The sequence below is a fragment of the Rufibacter sediminis genome (genome assembly GCF_014269285.1).
Taxonomy (GTDB): domain Bacteria; phylum Bacteroidota; class Bacteroidia; order Cytophagales; family Hymenobacteraceae; genus Nibribacter; species Nibribacter sediminis.
Map to the genome: position 1 here is coordinate 1 of NZ_JACOAF010000044.1, position 17,664 is coordinate 17,664.

The 17,664-nt window shown below is 52.5% G+C and carries 11 protein-coding genes and 1 rRNA gene; 5 read left to right on the forward strand and 7 right to left on the reverse strand.

Features of this window, described 5'->3' with window-relative positions:
- Positions 1-81: ribosomal RNA gene (gene rrf, locus H7U12_RS18600) — 5S ribosomal RNA — on the forward strand; the annotation flags it as partial.
- A 490-nt stretch (positions 82-571) separates the two neighbouring features.
- On the opposite strand, the gene H7U12_RS18605 is transcribed toward rrf, so the two are convergent.
- The 6 genes from H7U12_RS18605 to H7U12_RS18630 all read right to left on the reverse strand — a co-directional run bounded on the left by H7U12_RS18605 (position 572) and on the right by H7U12_RS18630 (position 8,656).
- Entirely contained in the window at positions 572-1,852 is a 1,281-nt protein-coding gene (locus tag H7U12_RS18605; protein WP_186640913.1) for a M16 family metallopeptidase, read from the reverse strand.
- A 6-nt stretch (positions 1,853-1,858) separates the two neighbouring features.
- Positions 1,859-3,025 (reverse strand): type IX secretion system outer membrane channel protein PorV, encoded by a 1,167-nt coding sequence (gene porV, locus H7U12_RS18610; protein WP_186640915.1) that lies wholly within the window; start codon positions 3,023-3,025, stop codon positions 1,859-1,861.
- A gap of 28 nt (positions 3,026-3,053) precedes the next feature.
- Positions 3,054-6,911 carry a type IX secretion system sortase PorU gene (gene porU, locus H7U12_RS18615; RefSeq protein WP_186640924.1) on the reverse strand — a complete coding sequence of 1,286 codons (3,858 nt, stop codon included), beginning with the start codon at positions 6,909-6,911 and terminating at the stop codon, positions 3,054-3,056.
- A 93-nt stretch (positions 6,912-7,004) separates the two neighbouring features.
- Positions 7,005-7,256 carry a phosphoribosylformylglycinamidine synthase subunit PurS gene (gene purS, locus H7U12_RS18620; RefSeq protein WP_186640926.1) on the reverse strand — a complete coding sequence of 84 codons (252 nt, stop codon included), beginning with the start codon at positions 7,254-7,256 and terminating at the stop codon, positions 7,005-7,007.
- Positions 7,253-7,957: a CDP-alcohol phosphatidyltransferase family protein gene (locus tag H7U12_RS18625; RefSeq protein WP_186640928.1), complete on the reverse strand. Its 705-nt coding sequence runs from the start codon at positions 7,955-7,957 to the stop codon at positions 7,253-7,255. Before H7U12_RS18625 ends, purS begins: the two co-directional genes overlap by 4 nt.
- Before the next feature lie 39 nt (positions 7,958-7,996).
- Positions 7,997-8,656: an MBL fold metallo-hydrolase gene (locus tag H7U12_RS18630; protein WP_241749538.1), complete on the reverse strand. Its 660-nt coding sequence runs from the start codon at positions 8,654-8,656 to the stop codon at positions 7,997-7,999.
- A 56-nt stretch (positions 8,657-8,712) separates the two neighbouring features.
- Here H7U12_RS18630 and H7U12_RS18635 point away from each other — a divergent pair, with 56 nt between their 5' ends.
- The gene (locus tag H7U12_RS18635; protein WP_186640930.1) at positions 8,713-9,789 is read left to right on the forward strand and encodes an NAD(P)/FAD-dependent oxidoreductase; all 1,077 of its coding nucleotides are present in this window, start codon (positions 8,713-8,715) and stop codon (positions 9,787-9,789) included.
- Entirely contained in the window at positions 9,786-12,992 is a 3,207-nt protein-coding gene (locus tag H7U12_RS18640) for a hypothetical protein (protein WP_186640932.1), read from the forward strand. Before H7U12_RS18635 ends, H7U12_RS18640 begins: the two co-directional genes overlap by 4 nt.
- A 606-nt stretch (positions 12,993-13,598) precedes the next feature.
- Here H7U12_RS18640 and purQ read toward each other — a convergent pair.
- A complete protein-coding gene (gene purQ / locus H7U12_RS18645) occupies positions 13,599-14,291 on the reverse strand; it encodes a phosphoribosylformylglycinamidine synthase subunit PurQ (RefSeq protein ID WP_186640934.1) in 693 nt (230 codons plus the stop codon).
- A gap of 131 nt (positions 14,292-14,422) precedes the next feature.
- Here purQ and H7U12_RS18650 point away from each other — a divergent pair, with 131 nt between their 5' ends.
- Together H7U12_RS18650 and H7U12_RS22715 are read left to right on the forward strand one after the other, a co-directional pair.
- Positions 14,423-15,307, forward strand: a complete 885-nt coding sequence (locus H7U12_RS18650) for a YicC/YloC family endoribonuclease (protein ID WP_186640936.1) — start codon at positions 14,423-14,425, stop codon at positions 15,305-15,307.
- Positions 15,308-15,360: 53 nt separating this feature from the next.
- Complete coding sequence (locus H7U12_RS22715; protein ID WP_186640938.1) at positions 15,361-17,469, forward strand: M43 family zinc metalloprotease; 2,109 nt, start codon at positions 15,361-15,363, stop codon at positions 17,467-17,469.
- Positions 17,470-17,664 lie beyond the last annotated feature (195 nt).

Below are 17,664 nucleotides of genomic sequence, written 5' to 3' on the forward strand. Positions count from 1 at the left end.
TCCCATTCCGAACAGAGAAGTTAAGCCCCGCCGAGCCGATGGTACTGCGGTCACACGCGGGAGAGTAGGTAGCCGCCAACCCCCAACAAGACGCCCGCCCCTGCAAAGTCAGGTGGCGGGCGTTCTCCGTTTACACGGGTAGCGGGGAAGGACCTAGATAAGGTGGATGCCCGGTCACCGGATGGTACTTGGCTTTTCAGGCCCGGTTTAATGAAAAGGGCCCCGAAACGTGAACACGCAGGAGGCTAACCTCACCTTATATAAGCTGCTTTACATCCGTGTGGGTCCTTTACGTCTAAGTACTATATTTATTCTACACTTCTACTCCAAAAGGAAAGGGTGCCGCTACTCAGTAGCGGCACCCTTTCCTTTTATATGCTATAATATTGTGTGCCCTCACTGCTGCGTCTCTGCAGGGGAAGCATTCGTTCCCTACGTGTTCTTAGCTAGGGTAGGTCAGCCATTATCAGGGTTCATCCTTCCCCTCATGCTTATCAAAAGTGAGGCTCCCCGATCCATGATCAGGGAGCCTCACTTTAAACTATTCTGTCTTTCGTCAGCCTTGAGGCGCTCATCCCTGCCTGCCGCCTGCGGCTACGGCCAGCAGGGTATTCTCATCTAGATGACGCACGGCTGAAGCCTGCAAGTCACCCGGAGTCAACCCTTGTATCGACGCTAGCAGTTGGGAATGGAATTGAGGTGGTAAACCTAAGAGAATGTTTGATTTATACTTATCCATCTTATCGAAGATGGTAGCATGATCTGAAAGGAACTTACCGGCTAAGTGCTTTTTAGCTGTCAGGAATTCTTCTTCGCTTACTTCTTCTTCCTTCAGGAGATTGATTTCTTTGAAAATCTCTTCCAGCGTCTCGTTGATTTTATCTCCTTTGATATCAGCTCCTATAAAGAACAAAGAGTTATTTTCTTTATGCGAAAGAGAAGAGTAGATACCGTAGGTATATCCTTTGTCTTCCCGAATGTTCTTCATTAACCTGGAACCGAAATATCCACCTAAGATATGATTGAGCAAATAAAAGGCTGGATAATCTGAATGGCTTGGCTTGATAATGGGTTTTCCTACCCGTAAAGAGGCCTGCATCTGATTAGGAGTGCTCTTAGACAATAAACCCGTCTGGGGCAGGTTCTCCTCAAATGAAAGGATCTTGCTTGGATTAGCTGTAGTTCCAGTGATACCAGAGAGGATAGTAGTTACCTCCGCATCCGTGATATCACCGGTAATGAATACTTCAGCAGTAGCTAAAGAGTAAGCTTCCTGGTGGAAGACAAGCAGGTCATTTAGTTCTAAGGCGGCAATCTCTTCTTCTGTGATAGAGGAGACATATGGGTGATCTTTCCCATATACTGCTATGGTAAAAGCCTCCGTGGCTAGGTACCCATTCTTTTGCTTGTCTACGGCCAAGGTCTGGATGACCCTTTGTTTCAGAAGGGCGAATTCATCCTGCGGAAAGGACGGTTGCTGGATAATCTCAAAGGTGAGTGGAAGCAGCGATGGGAGGAATTTTGACAAGCAGTATAAGGTGACAGTGGCTTTGTCAAATCCATGGTTTACCTCCAAGGAAGCACCATAGTAATCTACCATATCCGCTATTTCTTTAGCAGAACGTAACGTGATGCCTTCCTTGAGCATTTTAGCCGTCAGAGACGCTACTCCGGGTTTGTTTTGGTACCATTTACCAGCTTTAAAAACAAATTCAACCCGTACCACAGGTTGAATGTTGTTCTTGAATACATGAAGGCGAGAACCCGAAGGGGTAATAATTACTTCTGGTGCAATAGATAAATCAGAAGATAGTTCTGCAATGGCAGGTGCTACTGTGCGGTTAAGAGACATAGAAAATTATTCAGCTTCGTCTAATCTGAAATGAAGCGAGAAACGGAACGTCTGGGCTAAAGGGTTATTTTGTTCGTTAGGGATCATGTAAGCTCCGTCAAATCCAAACTTCTGGTAACGGATACCTAGACCCATGGTAAAATACTGACGGCCGCCTTTCAACTCATTTTCATAAAAGTAACCGGCGCGGGCCGCAAACATATTGTCATACCAGTATTCTAAACCAGTAGAGAGCATAATCTCTTTTAGTTCTTCGCTTCCGCCGCCTGGCGCATCATTGAAAGATTTGAAAATACCGGAGAAGACGTTGGTGTCATCATTGGCCGCTGGGTCATCTGATCTGGTGTACGGGACCAATAGTTTGTTACCGTCAATGGCTAAGGTAATCTTGTTGTAGGGGTCCAATTCCATGGTGAAGGCCGTACCCAAGCGTAAATTGGTTGGTAAGAAGTCTTTTCTGCCGGCAGTGGTGTAAGAGATTTTCCCTCCAATGTTAGACACGTTTCCGCCCAGCGCCAGGTTGTAGTTTTTGCTACCTATCGCCAGGTCTTTGGTGTAGTATATGCCTAAATCCACGGCGACAGAGTTGCCGGGCTGAGATTCCCCAATCACGTTTCCGCCGCTTCCTACATTGACGTTCCCGGAAAGGTTGGAGTGAATGAAGCGAGCTCCTACCCCTAAGCTTAAGTTCTCACTCAGCTTCTGCCCATACGCCAGGTTAATGGCATACTCTTTCGGGTTGAAGTTCTGAATGGCATTGCCAGAGGCATCCGTGAAATTCAATTCGCCTAAATCGAAATAAAGCAGAGAGGCCGCGATGGAAGAGTTTGCCGTTACTTTCTTATGCACAGAAAGCTGACTCAGCGACATGTCATCGACGATCTTCGAAAGCCAGGGGGTATACGAAAGCGAAACACCTAGATCAGTTTCAATGAAGCCCAGTTTCGCCGAGTTCCAGTAGATCGCGTTTGCATCTGGCGAGGTGGCCACCCCTGCATCACCCATTCCAGCAGCACGGGCATCAGGTGAAACCGATAGAAACGGCACCGCAGTGGTGATGGGTCTATACTCTGTACTCTGCCCAATGGTAGTGTTTTGAGCATTGGCAGAGAGCCCAGCCAGAGAAACAAGCGAGAGAGCAAAGATCGAAGATCTGAAGAAGGTGCATTTCATGCGGTAGAGGTTGTAGTATCTGGTGGTATTATTTAAGTAAAACTAGCTTTTCGTAACGAGATGTACTAGCTCCATCCTGACGAGAACGTACATTTACCTTGTATATGTATACGCCTTTGGCTAAAACGTCATTGCTGTCGTCCCGCCCATCCCAGGTAAGGTCAGAGAAGTGGGTGCTTCCGTCACCAAACCCGTGCAGAGATTTGACCAGTTTTCCTGATACGGTAAAAACCTGAATAAGTATATCCAACTCTTGCCCCGGCCGGTTATGATCGAAATGAAAAGTAGTGTTAGTCAGGAAGGGGTTAGGAATGTTGAACACATGGTCTAACGCCAGTTTCTCTGAAGAAGCTACAATAAATTCAATTTTAGTGGTATTGGAGTTGTTATGCGTATCCCAGGCTTTCAGGGAAAGCGTGTGTGGTCCTATAGGTACGTTTTTTAGAGAATATCGGACTTTGCCAGACTGATAAGAATCTACATCGGCGGTGTAAAACTCATTCAGAATAATGGGTTCTGAGGATTTCTCATCCAGAATAGCGGTAATCTCGTGCCCAATGCCGGCACCTGCCGTGTTGATCCCGTTATCGTCAAACAAATGAGCCAGTAAAGTGGCGTCTGTTCCGGTAATGCCGCCCGAGACAAAAGACGCATCGTTCATGTACAGTTCTAACTGGGGAGGAGTGTTGTCAGCGGCCGCATCGGCATTTGCTCCGCCAACTGGTACTCCCGTGGCGCCATGCCCGTCCAGGGAGGAGGAAGAGGCGTATAAATGAATGCTACCCGCGCCAATCTGGTAATTGATGTCTTTCGGGATGACGAAGGTAACTTGGAAGGCTCCGTTTTTGATAGTGGCCAGGCCATCATACAGCACATTGCTGCGGTTCAGGACCTGGCGTCTGGCATTCTGGTCGCCTAGGGTAGTCAGCGTAGCCCGTTTATCATACACCGTTAAATGAATCTGGCCCTGAAAATCTGTAGCTACCTGTTGCTGGCTGTTTTGCACCACTCCTTCTAACTGCACTTTAGAAAGCGCCTGAAGCGTATCAGCAGAAGCCGAGGTGAACGGTTTGCCATTAAGCTTTGAAAGCACCACCTCCAGGGAAGGATAGGCGAGGCGCATTGCCGGATCTCCCAGCAGGGCGAAGTTCCGGTTGTTCACCCCAAACAAACTCGCGTTTTTGGTCTTTTGGGTGAGCACTCCCACCGTAGGCATAGACCCGTCAGAAAGCGGAGAAAACAGGAAGTTGAAGAAATTGGTATTCAAGGCCCGGTTTCCGTCTGAGTACACCGGGCGGGTAGTGGTCAGGAGTCCAATGGCCCCGCCTTCTGGGTGGAACAAAGCGGTTTCAGCTCCGGAGGTACGCCTGGGGTCATCGTAGCGGCCAATCTCGCAGGTTGCCGTCAAAAAGAAGGTGAGCTTGTTGCGGTTCTTCCAGCTCTGGATTTCATTGATCGTCAGGATTTGTTCATCGGCGAGGCTTACCTCATTGCCGTGCCCGGTGTAATTGGTGACCAACGCTCCTTTTTCAATGGCTTCCCGTAAGGCTTGGTTTGTTTCCGGGGAACGCTGGCCGTTGGGCACCGATATCTGAGGATAAAGGTCCAGGTAGATCTTTTGGGGCAGGTAATCAGAATGGTTCCGTTCAACAAACTCGGCCAGGTAATCAGCGTCGTTCAAATGCTCATTGGAATCACCGTCATCGGCTAAGAAAATAAGCCGTTTGCGCCAGTTGCCCAGCGTCTGCTCACTTTCATACCGGATAATTTTATCGATCACCAGATCGGCCTCCGCCGAAGATTTAACGGGTAGCCGGCCAATGCCAACATCCAGCAGATGGGCGCGGGAGAAATCCACCTCAGACCATTCTCCTTCGTCCTCATCCAGAAAACCTATGTAGTCATCAGAGGAGTAGGATAAGATAGGGTCAAGCGACTGGCGCGACTCATAGATCGGGATAAAGTTGGTGTTCTGCTGGATTCTGTTTTTAGGGTCAAAAGAAGCATCTCCTAACAAGGCCACCTGTAGCAGGTCATCTCCTTGTTTGTGGCTCCGCTCATACAGCATCTTTAGAAAGTCCCGGATGGCCGTAATGTCCTGTTTGCCCGAGGAGAACTCTTCGTAGATCTTAGGAAGCTCCACCACCTCTACCTCCAGACCGCTCCGGGACCGCCGATGAGCCGCCAAGCGCTGCGCTTGCGCGGAAAAGGCCGTTGGCGTAATGATGATCATGTCCAGCTCGCCGTTCAGGTTGAGGCTGTGCAGGTTCTGGTTGGCTACTTTCCCCAGAAAAGTAGGCGTAGGAAAAGCCGAACCTTGGAAAGCCAGGTACTCCCGCAGCTGTTGGCTATTGGCCGAGAAGCTGGCCGTGCCGTTGCTGAGGGTGATGGTCTGCTTCACCGGTTTCAGCGGATCAGTGACGTCCCACACCTGCGCGTCAGAGGCGGTGAGCCCGCTTATTTGGAACGTAGTGACAGCATTCCGTTTACTGGCCAAATTCCGGAAACTCGTCTGATTCCCATAGAGCTTTAGCTGCCGCTCGGCCACTAACGTGAAGTAATTGAGATAACCGGTGGCGGAAGAACTGTTGCCCGGCTGGTAAGTATAGGCTACGTTTAGCTCATTGGAGTACGCCAGTGACCCCAGTGCCGGGGAGAACTGCAGCACCTGGCTGACGCCTTCGGGGTGGTAATTATACGAACCTCGGCCAGAGATTTGGTGCGTCCCTAGAGCCGATCCGTTTAATCGCACCGAAAAAGAGCTGTTTTCCGGGGAGTTGGCCATCACCGCCGACGTAAACCAGACATTGCTGTTAGGAACCAGATCAGAGGCCGGCACGGTAAAGTTTTGCTGCAGGGCAAAAGAGGTAAACTCCTCGCCAAACCATTCGCGGCCGGAGTTGACCATGTTTCTCAGGTCTACCTCATGGAACCAACGCTCATCATACGTCTGCACCACCGGGAAAGAACCGGGCAGGGAGGCCTGCTGACTGAGCCGGAGACCGGCGGAAGGCCCAACCGTTAAATAGTAGTAGGTGGTATCACTGTAGAGATGAAGCGAGTGCAGAAACGGCGACTGGCCCGTCACCGGGTTCTCGGCCCAGGTATGAGGCCCTTGCCCGTAGAAAAGGAGGTAATCGTTAGCATCAAAGGAGCCATCCTGCTCGCCTTCTACCCACACAGCGTTCTCTACCAGATCATCGGGGCGAGGGGCGCTGTTGGCCTGCGGAAGCATTCCGCCACCGTTTCCAAACAGACGCAGGTTGCGCGGGTTCAGGTTCTGGAGGTTCAGTCCCATGGCCTGAAGGGCGGCCCGGTCCAGTTTATACATTCCTGAGGCCGGCACTCCAATCTTATACCATTCGCCGGAAGCTAACACCGACCGGGTGGAATACGTCCGGCGGACGGAGGCTTGTCCGGGCGCTTTTCTGAGGTTGTTTCCGGAAGTATAGCGATAACTGAACTTCAACAGCTTTTCCACCGCACCCGTCTGCGGGTTCAGCCGGAACGGCTGGAAAGCTACTACGGAGTGGGGAAGCCGGTTAGCGGTGCCGGAACTGATGGAAGTTTGTAGTTCTGTTTTGAGGCCCTTTTTAGGAAAAGAGCGCATTTCTGCCTCCGTTAATGGCCCAAACTCTAGGGAGGTGAACTCAAAGGAAGAGACCTGCACGTTTGGCACAGACAGAAGATAGAAAGGAAGCACCTCGCGGCCCTGAAACGCGGCTTCCTCAAAAACAGGAAGCGCAGCCGTAGCCGGAGTCCCCGGGGAGAGACCAGCAGCGGCTGCGCGCCAGGTAATAGTGCGGGTTTCCGGCGTCTGGGCCCAGGCAGAAAAAGCTGCCAGCCAAACGCCTGCCGCAAAAAGAAACTTCCTTACAAGATGCATGTACGCGGGTAAAAACAATTACTCCGCAACACAGTCCTTCTCTCATAGGTTCAGCCCAACAGAGGAGCCAACCTGTGAACGTAGGGGGATTACTTAGTTGGCTGTGAGACGGTAAGAAAATGACTCCATAATCATGTTGGCCAGTAACTTCTTACAAGCCTCTTCTACTTTCTGGGCAGCGGCGGTTTCGCTTTCCGCTTCTAATTGTAAACGAATGTGTTTGCCAATTCTTACATCAGAAACCTGCTCCAGGCCTAAATGTTCCAAGCCCAACATCACGGCCTTTCCTTGAGGATCTAACAGTTCTGTATGCGGCATGATGTCAATTTCGGCAGTGAATTTCATAGGGAAGAAGATTTATTGAAAAAGGATAGAATAATGTAAATCGCGAGATTTAACGGAACAGCGGTAAAGTTAAGGATTGCCAGGAAAAGAATGGAAAGCCCCATGAAAATAAACCGGACTTCGTTGCCTTTCCAGGCCATATTCTTGAATTTAAGCGCAAAAAGCGGCAGCTCGGCAATGAGCAGGTAAGAAAACAGCACCGTGATGCCCAGCAGTACAAACGGGTTGAGGATGATGGGCGTTAAGCCGAAGTCGTCATAGGCCAGGATCAGCGGCAACGACATGATGAACAGCGTACAGGCCGGCGTGGGCACCCCAATGAAAGAAGAAATCTGGCGGGTGTCAATGTTGAACTTAGCCAGCCTGATGCAGGAGAAAATAGTGATTAGGAAACCGGCATACGGCAGAAACGCAGGCAAATCATACCCACCGGTGTCAATGGCTTGGGAGATCATCTGCACCATGGCCGCGCCGGGCACCACGCCAAACGAGACCATATCGGCCAGAGAGTCCAATTGTTTTCCGATCTCAGAATAAGTGTTGAGCACCCGGGCCACCATGCCGTCCATAAAATCCAGGGCGGCCGCCGCCACTATCCAGCCCGCCGCCGCAATTAGGTCCTGCTGAAACACAGAAACCAGGGCAAGGCAACCACACAATAAGTTAAGGCAGGTGATGAAATTAGGAATGTGTTTCTTCATAGAGTTGTAAAGGTCTGTTTTGAGCCTGTTTTTCTGAAACTAGCTCAAAAACGGATTACCGGCTTTTTCTTCCCCAATGGTGGTAGAGGGGCCATGACCCGGATATACGGTCACATCGTCTGGGAGGGAGAACAATTTCGTGCGGATGCTCTGGATGAGCGTGTTGTAATCGCCGCCGGGCAGATCGGTGCGGCCAATGCTGCGGTTGAAAAGAACGTCGCCGCCAATCAGGTTTTTGCTTTCCGGGTGGTAGAAAACTACGTGGCCGGGGGCGTGGCCGGGCGTGAACAGCACCTCCAGCTCGGTTTCCCCGAAGGTGACGTTTTCGCCCTCTTTCAGGAATTTCTCCGGTAAAACCTCCTGGTACTGCGGAAAGCCGTAGGCGGCAGAATAGGTAGGCACCGCGCGTAACACGGCCAGGTCTTCCTCATGGATCTCCAGCGGCACGCCGTAAGTATCGGCTACGAATTTATTGCCCAGCACGTGGTCAATGTGGCAATGCGTGTTCAGCAAGCGCACTACTTTCAGTCCTTCAGTCTGGATGAATGCCTGCAGTTCCTGTTGTTCCTGTTTATCGGCGCAGCCGGGGTCAATGACCACGCACTCGTTGGTGGCGTCATAGAGCACATAGGTGTTTTCCTGGAACGGATTGAACGTGAAGAATTTTACTTGCAGACCAGTGGCAGCCATGGAGGACATTGTTTTTTGCAGGCTCTAAGTTACAGATTTCAGCGGCACAAGCCGTACCTTGGGGCATGAAATATGATTATCTGGTAGTAGGGCATGGTCTGGCCGGCGCGATTCTGACCTGTTTTCTGGAAAAGGCCGGTAAAACGGTACTGGTGCTGGATGCCCGCAAAGAGAACTCCGCCTCCCGGGTGGCGGCCGGGCTGATTAACCCCGTGGCTGGAAAACGCTTCGCCAAAAGCTGGCAGGTAGACGCGTTTCTCCCCGCCGCCACGGCCTTTTACCAGGAGATGGAAGCGCGCTACCAAACCGATCTTTTCTTCCGCAAACCTATCCTGAAACTGTTCTCCAGCCCTGAGGAGCAGAATAACTGGATGGGCAAAAGCACTGATGCCGCCTGGGACGGGTACATTGAAACCACGCACCTGCAACTCCCCGCCTCTGAATACGTTCATCAGGAATTGGGCGGTTTACTTATCCAGAAAGGAGGCTACGTGGCCTTGCGGACGTTCCTGGATGCCCGCGAAGCAGACCTCCGGAGCCGAGGCCGCTATCGGCAAGAGGCGTTTGACATGTCGCAGTTGGAGCTGTTGCCGGACGGCGTGCGGTACGGGGAGTTGGAGGCCGGTAAAATCATTTTCTGCGAGGGAGCCCAGGCGGTGCAGAATCCTTTTTTCAGCTGGTTGCCCTTTTCCTTGAATAAAGGTGAAATTTTAGATATAAATGTGCCCGATTTTGAAGCCTCATATATCTATAATAAAGCAGTTTACGTTGTGCCTTTAGGACAATATCACTACCGGGTGGGCGCCACCTATAACTGGCGCAACCTGGCCGAAGAGCTTACCCCCGAAGCCAGAGAAGAACTGGCTTCCAAGACCCAGGATATTCTGAAAAAACCGTTTGCCGTGACAAAGCAGTATGTAGGGACCAGGCCGGCGGTGCGGGACCGTAAACCCCTAATTGGGGTGCACCCGGCGTACGGGCAGGTAGGCGTTTTCAACGGCATGGGTTCCAAGGGAGTACTGATGGCGCCTTTGCTGGCCCAGCAGTTTATTTCTTTCCTGGAGCAGAGTACGCCCTTATGGCCAGAGGTGTCTATTGCCCGATATTTATCGTTATATTTAGCATCTACGTCAACCACATGAGTCAACTCTCTACTCGTTTCTTACATGTGTGCCGGTTTTTCGTGTTGCTCCTGGGCATGGGGGCACCCGCAATCACGTATGGTCAGGCTACTGCCCCAGATGACTTCGGGCAGAACCGGATCCAGTACAAGCGCTTCAACTGGCAGTACTATAGCACCCAGAACTTCAACATCTACTTCTCAGAAGACGGCCGGCAGTTGGCGCGCAACGCCGCCGACCACGCGGAGCGGGAACTGAAGCGAATCACCTCCGTCATCGGGTACTATCCTTATTCCAAAATCACCATCATCCTGTACAACTCTGTCTCAGACATGAAGCAGAGCAACATCGGGTTGATTGATGATCCGTACAAAGGCGGCAACGATGCCTTGTTTGTGAAAAGCAAGATTGAGGTGGCGTTTGAGGGCTCCCAAACCGAGCTCAAGCGCCAGATGACGTACCGCATCTCTGAGTTATTGCTCTCAGACATGATGTACGGCGGCAGTTTGAAGGAAGTCATCCAGAGCAATTACCTGCTGCGTTTGCCAGAGTGGTTTGTCTCGGGGGCTGCGGCCTACCTGGCCGAGGGCTGGAGCGTGGACATGGACGACTACATGCGCGACATGATCCAGAAAACGGGCGGAAAACGCCCCGATCCGCTGTTTGCCCGCAACCAGCGCGTCACGGGACAAGCCATCTGGAACTACATCACAGAGCGGCACGGCGCGGCGGCTATCCAGAACATCCTGAATCTGACCCGCATCACCCGTGACATAGAGGTAGGCATTGCCAGCAGCCTGAACATGCCCTACAAGCGGTTCAGCCGCGATTGGTTTGCGTACTATACCCAAATGAACACCTTCGCTGATGCCACATTGCCTTCACCCAGCAAAGAGAACAAGATCAAGAAAGGCAACGCCCGGCAGGCCCTGTATTCAGAACCGGCCCTTAGCCCCAGCGGCCAGAAACTGGCGTTTGTGATCTATGACCGCGGCGCGTACAAAGTCTTTGTGCGGAACCTGTCTTCCAAGAGCCAGCGCGTGGTGTACCGGGGCGGCTATAAAATGCCCAACCAGGAAGTGGACCCAACGGTGCCTTTGCTGTCCTGGCGGTCAGAGACACAATTGGGTATCTCAGATGTACGGCGCGGGAAACTGCAGCTGAAGCTTCAGAGTGCCAATCAACGGTACATCCCCGGCGTGGCCACGGTGAAGAACCTGTTAGGAAAAACCAAGAACGTGCTTCCGCTGAGTGCCTACAGCCAGGTAGTGGGCGTAGATTTCTCTGAAGACGGGCAACACATGGTGTTAAGCGCCGTCAAGAACGGACAAACAGACCTGTACCTGTACCGCAACGGGCGCCTGGTTCGCCAATTAACCGATGACGTGTTTGATGACCTGCAACCGTCTTTCTTACCCGGTACCAGCAACCGCATCGTGTTCAGTTCTAACCGTTACGCAGATTCGTTGCAGTCTAGCCGGGGCAAGTTCAGCTCGGTGACCAACAACTATGACATTTACCTGTTTGACCCCAACAACGCCCAAAGCCGCTTCTGGCAACTGACGTACACGCCTTCCAACGAAGTGATGCCCATCGGGCTTTCAGAGGACGAAATCATGTACCTGGGGGAGGAAACCGGCATCCGGTCGCTGTATCGGCATAACATCAAGACGGGGTCCATTGCGCGGGTGACAGATTTCAGACAGAACATCAAAACCTATGACTACAATGCGCAGACGGGCAACCTCACGTTTGTGGCCAATGACCGAGCCAAGGAATTCCTGTACTGGTACCCCAGCTCGCCTTTGCAGGCCGTAGCCCAGCAGGATTTCAAAACCAGACGCCAGCAAGTGCTGGAAGGCAATTTGCAGCGCCGCATCCAGCAGGAAAACGCCCGGGTAGCCGCTGCCCTGGCCGCCAAAGCCGCCGCAGATTCACTGGCCGCTCTTAGGATAACCCAGGTACCAGATAGTACTGGCCGCACCCCAGACAGCACGGCGGTTGCAACCGCTCCGGCCAAAACTCCGGCCCCCGCCGCCAAGCCCAGAACCATCATGAGCATGGCATCGCCAGACTCGCTGGTACTCAATTATCCCCGGCCGTATGACCTGCGTTTTGGCGTGAACAGCCTGCTCACCTCCGTGTACGCCGATCCATTGTTAGGCTTCGGGTTTGTGATGGAAGTAGGCATGGCCGATCTCTTTGAAGATTACCGGATTAGAGGCGGGGTTTTCGCCCTCACTGATCTACGGACCACCAATTTCTACGCCGAATACTCAAACCTGAAAAACCGCTATGATTACCGGGTTGGGTTCCAGAAACAGAGCATTGAGCTAACCTCCACGGGCGGGCTGCGGACCAGGTTGGCTAAATATGAGATTCTTCCGGCGTTCAGCTACCCCTTGACCAATGCGTTGAGTGTGAAGGTGCTGCCGAGGTTTGCCAACGTGCGGGCCATTGCCATGGAGAATTTCGCTGAACCTGATCAGGTGACGGACTTAGCCGGGATAGGCGGGGAGATTGTGTACGATAACTCGGTGGTGACCGGCATGAACATGCGCGAAGGAACCCGCATGAAGGTGGGCATCAGCAGAATGTACGGCATCAAAAACAAACCAGCGGGCTTCGGTAACTTCTACGTTGACATACGGCATTATCAGAAAATCCACAAGGAGTTTGTCTGGGCCAACCGGTTAAGTTACGAACAGTCCTTCGGGCCGGCGCCCAAACGGCACAAGCTGGGCGGCGTGGATAACTGGATCAATGCCGATGACGATGACAGCCTTGCCATGGGGCCGGTTGATTATCTGTTCATGAACTTTGCCACGCCCATGAGGGGCTTCAACTACGGTGCCCGCAACGGAACCCGCTATGTGCTGTGGAACTCAGAACTACGGTTGCCGGTCTTCCAGTACCTGTTTGAAGGGCCTATCAACTCGGGCTTCTTCCGGAACCTGCAGCTGGTTGGTTTCTTTGATGCCGGTACCGCCTATGACAGCGGAAACCCGTTCAGCGATGATAACTCCGTGAACACGCAACCTGTGCCGCGTCCTCCATTCCAGGTGATTGTCCGCAACTTCCGGAACCCGTTCATGTACGGCTACGGCTTTGGCGCGCGCACTACCTTGCTGGGCGTCTATGGTCGGTTTGACATGGCCTGGGGAGAACGCAACCTGAAACGCGAAGGACCTAAGTTCTACTTCTCCATGGGTTATGACTTCTAATCAGCGATAGCCGGTGCCGGAAAAACCCGTTTATAAGCTGATTTCCTGAAAACGCCCTTAAAACAGAGCGCCTCCTTTTAAGTAAAAGGAGGCGCTCTGTTTTTGCCAGATACGGTAGCTTTCTCTGCGCAAATGCTCTTGAGGCGGCATCTGTTTTACGCCTGATTTCTCTAAAACAGCCCCAAAACAGCAACACCTCCTTGAAGAACAAGGAGGCGTTGTATCATGAAGTAGTTGTTTTCGCTGCCTTTGTTGGTGTTATCACCAACAACCTTGCGGTTGCCAGCACAAGGGCAACCACAAGGGATTGCCCCTACAAACTATTTACAGGAAAACCATCATGGGCCTTCCAAAGGTGAATGGAATGCGATAGCGCTTAAACTGCGTTGACCAGCGCAAGGGCAACCACAAGGGATTGCCCCTACAACCTATTTACAGAAAAATCATTCCGTCCCTTTAAAGGTGGACGGAATGCGAAAGAGGTCCATTCCTGTTTTGAGGCTGTTTTACAGAAAATAGCCCTAAAACAGCAATGCCTCCCTGGAAGACCAGAGAGGCATTGTATAATTGAGCAAGTATGCTGCTTTCTTCTGGAAAGGAAACGGGTTACGCCTGTACAGACTGTAAGAGTGATTCAAACAGAAGACGGCCATCGGTGTTGTTCAGGTCGGCGTCAACGGCGCGCTCTGGGTGCGGCATCATGCCAAACACGTTCTTGTTCTTGTTGCTCACGCCGGCAATGTTGAGCAAGCTGCCGTTGCAGTTGCAGTACTCATTCACCTCACCGTTGGCATCACAGTAGCGGAACATGATCTGGCCGTTGTCTTCCAGTTGCTTCAGGGTGTCGGCATCGGCGTGGAACCGGCCTTCGCCGTGGGCGATCGGAATTTTATAGGCTTTGCCAGGTTCTAGCAGAGCGGTAGGCAGCGCCTCGTTGTTCTCTGGGGTGATGTACACGTTCTGGCAGATGAACTGCTGGCTGGTATTGCGCAGCAACGCGCCGGGCAGCAGGCCCGCCTCCGTCAAAATCTGGAAGCCATTGCAGATGCCCCACACGTATCCGCCGGAGTTGGCGAACTTCACCACTTCCTGCATAATAGGCGAAAAACGGGCAATAGCGCCGGAACGCAGATAATCACCATAGGAGAAACCTCCTGGCAGCACTATGAAATCACAGTTCTGCAAATCATGGTCTTTGTGCCACAGCCTGACAACTTCCTTCTGGGTAGTGTGTTGCAACGCATCAATGACATCCTGGTCACAGTTGGACCCCGGGAAAACGACAACTCCAAATTTCATACGGCAAAGATAAAGAAAATACCTGAGCTTAGTAAAGGAAAGCCCCTCAGAAAGCTCAGGCGGCAAGATAGGGAGAGAGTGGCACTTTTTTCATAAATTTACTTTTCAACTTTTTACTTACGTAAGTACTTATGCTTTTATCCATGACTGGGTTTGGGGCGGCCCACCTAGAGACAGAAGGTTCTATGGTCAGCATTGAGCTGAAATCGCTTAACTCAAAATCCATGGACCTGAGCCTGCGCATCCCGCGCAGTTTGTCTGACAAAGAGCTGGAAATCAGAAACCTAATAGGCAAGAGCCTGGTGCGCGGCAAGATCAACCTCACCATTGAGGTCAGCCGCAACAAAGCCAACGCCACCCGCAGCAGAATCAACACCGAGTTACTGAAGCAGTACTACCAGGAAATTGAGCAGGCCGCCCAAGCCCTGGGAGCCCAATCGCCGGATCTGTTCCGGTTGGCCCTGCACATGCCTGACGTTTTACAGGCCGAATCTTCAGAAGACACCAAAACGGAGGAGATTGCCTGGGAGCAGGTGCTCCCGCTGTTGCTGGAAGCCATTGACAAGTTCAACACCTTCCGGGCCGATGAAGGCAAAGCCCTCACCACCGAGATTGTTTCCTACATAGACCGCATCCGGATTCTGCTGGCCGAGGTGGATAAGCATGATCCTACCCGGGTAGAGCAGATCAAACAGCGCATCCAGGGGCACCTGCAGGAGATCAGCTCGTCAGAGTCGTTCAACCAGAACCGCTTTGAGCAGGAGATGATCTACTACATTGAGAAACTGGACATTGCCGAGGAGAAAGTGCGCCTGGTCAACCATTTGCATTATTTTACCGAGACTGTCTACCTGCCTGAACCAACCGGTAAGAAACTGGCGTTCATCTCTCAGGAAATAGGAAGAGAAATCAACACCATCGGTTCCAAAGCCAATGACGCCACCATCCAGCACCTGGTGGTAGAAATGAAGGAAGAGCTGGAGAAGATCAAAGAGCAGCTGAACAACATCTTGTAGCCGTTCGGTTTCGGCCTGTTTTCCAGAAAACGACCCTAAAACGCACCTAGCCGATGTCCCGAAGACTACGCATCTTTTTCTTTCTGCTGATCTTGGGGATGGGCGAAGTCCTGGGGCAGGACCGTTCCTGCGGCACCATGGAGTACGTGAAGCGTCTGGAGCGGGACAGGCCTAACCTGCGGGCGCAATTGCAGCAACAAGCCCGCGAAGCCAGAATCGGGACGAAAAATGCCTTCGAGAAACGGGTCCTGGGTGGGGTGGTGACCATTCCGGTGGTGGTGCACGTAGTGTACAACACAGACGCGCAGAACATCTCAGACGCCCAGATCAAATCCCAGATTGCGGTGCTGAACAAAGATTTCCGGCGCCTGAACACCGATGTCTCCAACACGCCTGAAGCTTTCAGAGGGGTGGCCGCTGATGCCGAGATTGAGTTCTGCCTGGCGCAGCGTACCCCAGACGGGGAACCTACCACCGGTATTACCCGCACCAAAACCACTACCACCACGTTCAAGGTAGACGATGCCATGAAATTCAGCGGTACTGGCGGAAAAGATGCCTGGAACACGAGTCAGTACCTCAACATCTGGATTGTGCGGTTCGCCGCTAGTGAATCGGTGCTGGGGTATTCTCAGTTTCCTAACGCGGGGGCACCCTCCACTGACGGTGTCGTGATTGATTACCGATACTTCGGGACCACGGGCACCGTCTCCCGTCCGTTTCATCTGGGCCGCACCACTACCCATGAAGTGGGTCACTGGCTCAATCTGTTCCACATCTGGGGCGATGAAGAATGCGGAGATGACCAGATCGCCGATACGCCTACCCAGGAAACGAAAAATACCGGTTGCCCCACGTTCCCGCATGCCAGCTGTTCCAATACCAGTGATATGTTCATGAATTACATGGACTACACCAATGACGCCTGCATGAACCTGTTCACCACCGGGCAGAAAAACCTCATGCAACAGACGCTTGCCGCGCATAGAGCGGGGCTGCTTTCCTCGCCCGGCTGCACGGCTCCGCAGGTACCTGATCTGGATGCCGCCCTGCTGGAAGTGTCTTCCCCCGGAAAAATTCTCTGCACTACTTCCTTCACCCCGGTGGTGGTGGTGCGCAACCGCGGAAATCAGTCCCTCACCTCGGCCCAGATTCAGTACAGCGTAGACAACGGCCCCACCCAGACATTCAACTGGACCGGCTCGGTCGCTTCCTTCCTGAATGCCACCCTCACTCTTCCGGCAGTGACAACAGCCGCCGGAGCACACACGATCCGGTTTACCATCGTCTCTCGGAACAACGCTGCTACAGACGCTAACGCCGCGAATGATGCCATCTCCGTCGCTTTTCAAGCCCAGGGAACAGCCCTGCCGCTGCAGGAAAGCTTTGAGAGTGCCGTTTTCCCGCCCGCTGGCTGGACCATCCAGAACCTCAACCAGGATCTCACCTGGGAGCGTACCACCAAAGCCGCTAAAACCGGCGCGGCCTCGGCGTACATGCAGAACATCGCCTATGAAGCCAATGGTCTGGTGGATGAGCTGATATTGCCTCCCTTGGATTTGACCACCAGGGCCATGCCTAAAATGACCTTTCAGGTGGCATACTCGCTGCTGTCAGAAAGTGGTTTCTCTGATACCCTGGAAGTCTGGGCCTCCACTAACTGCGGAGCCACCTACCAGCGCCTCTACCAGAAAGCTGGGAAAGACCTGACCACCGCCACTCCTTATTTCACCGAGGACGACTTTGTGCCGACCGCTTCGCAATGGCGGCTGGAAACCGTTGATCTGGCGGGCCTGGCTTCTTCTAAAACTGTGCTCCTCAAGTTCCGGCACATCACGGACTTCGAAAACAACCTTTACTTGGACGACGTGAAAGTAAACGGAGACCCGCTGGGGGCCGAGGAAGAACGCGCCAAACAGGCCATCACGGTTTCCCCTAATCCTACTACTGGAATTCTCTACATTGATTCACCGGAGGCCGTTATCACCAGTGTTCAGGTCTGTAACGCAGTAGGACAAATCTTGCAGGAAACCTCCTCGCCCCGGCATGTACGGGGCCAACCGCTGCAGTTCTCCCTGCAAAACCAGACGAACGGGCTCTACCTCATCAGAATGCAAACCGATAAAGGTGTGGTGGTGCGCAGGGTTCTGCTGATGCGGTAAATCGCACTTAGAAAGCAGAAGGCCCTATCCAAGCCCATAGCCTGCTGCAGGCAGCTGGCACGAGTCTGGAGACTCGCGCCAGGGGCTGTTTTGGAAGTTTTCTAGTTTCAAAGATTAATCGGCGAGGACTTGGAAGTGCTTCCCGGCTTTGTGAGATGGGCACCTTATTGCGTTGCTTCCGGATCCTATCGTTAG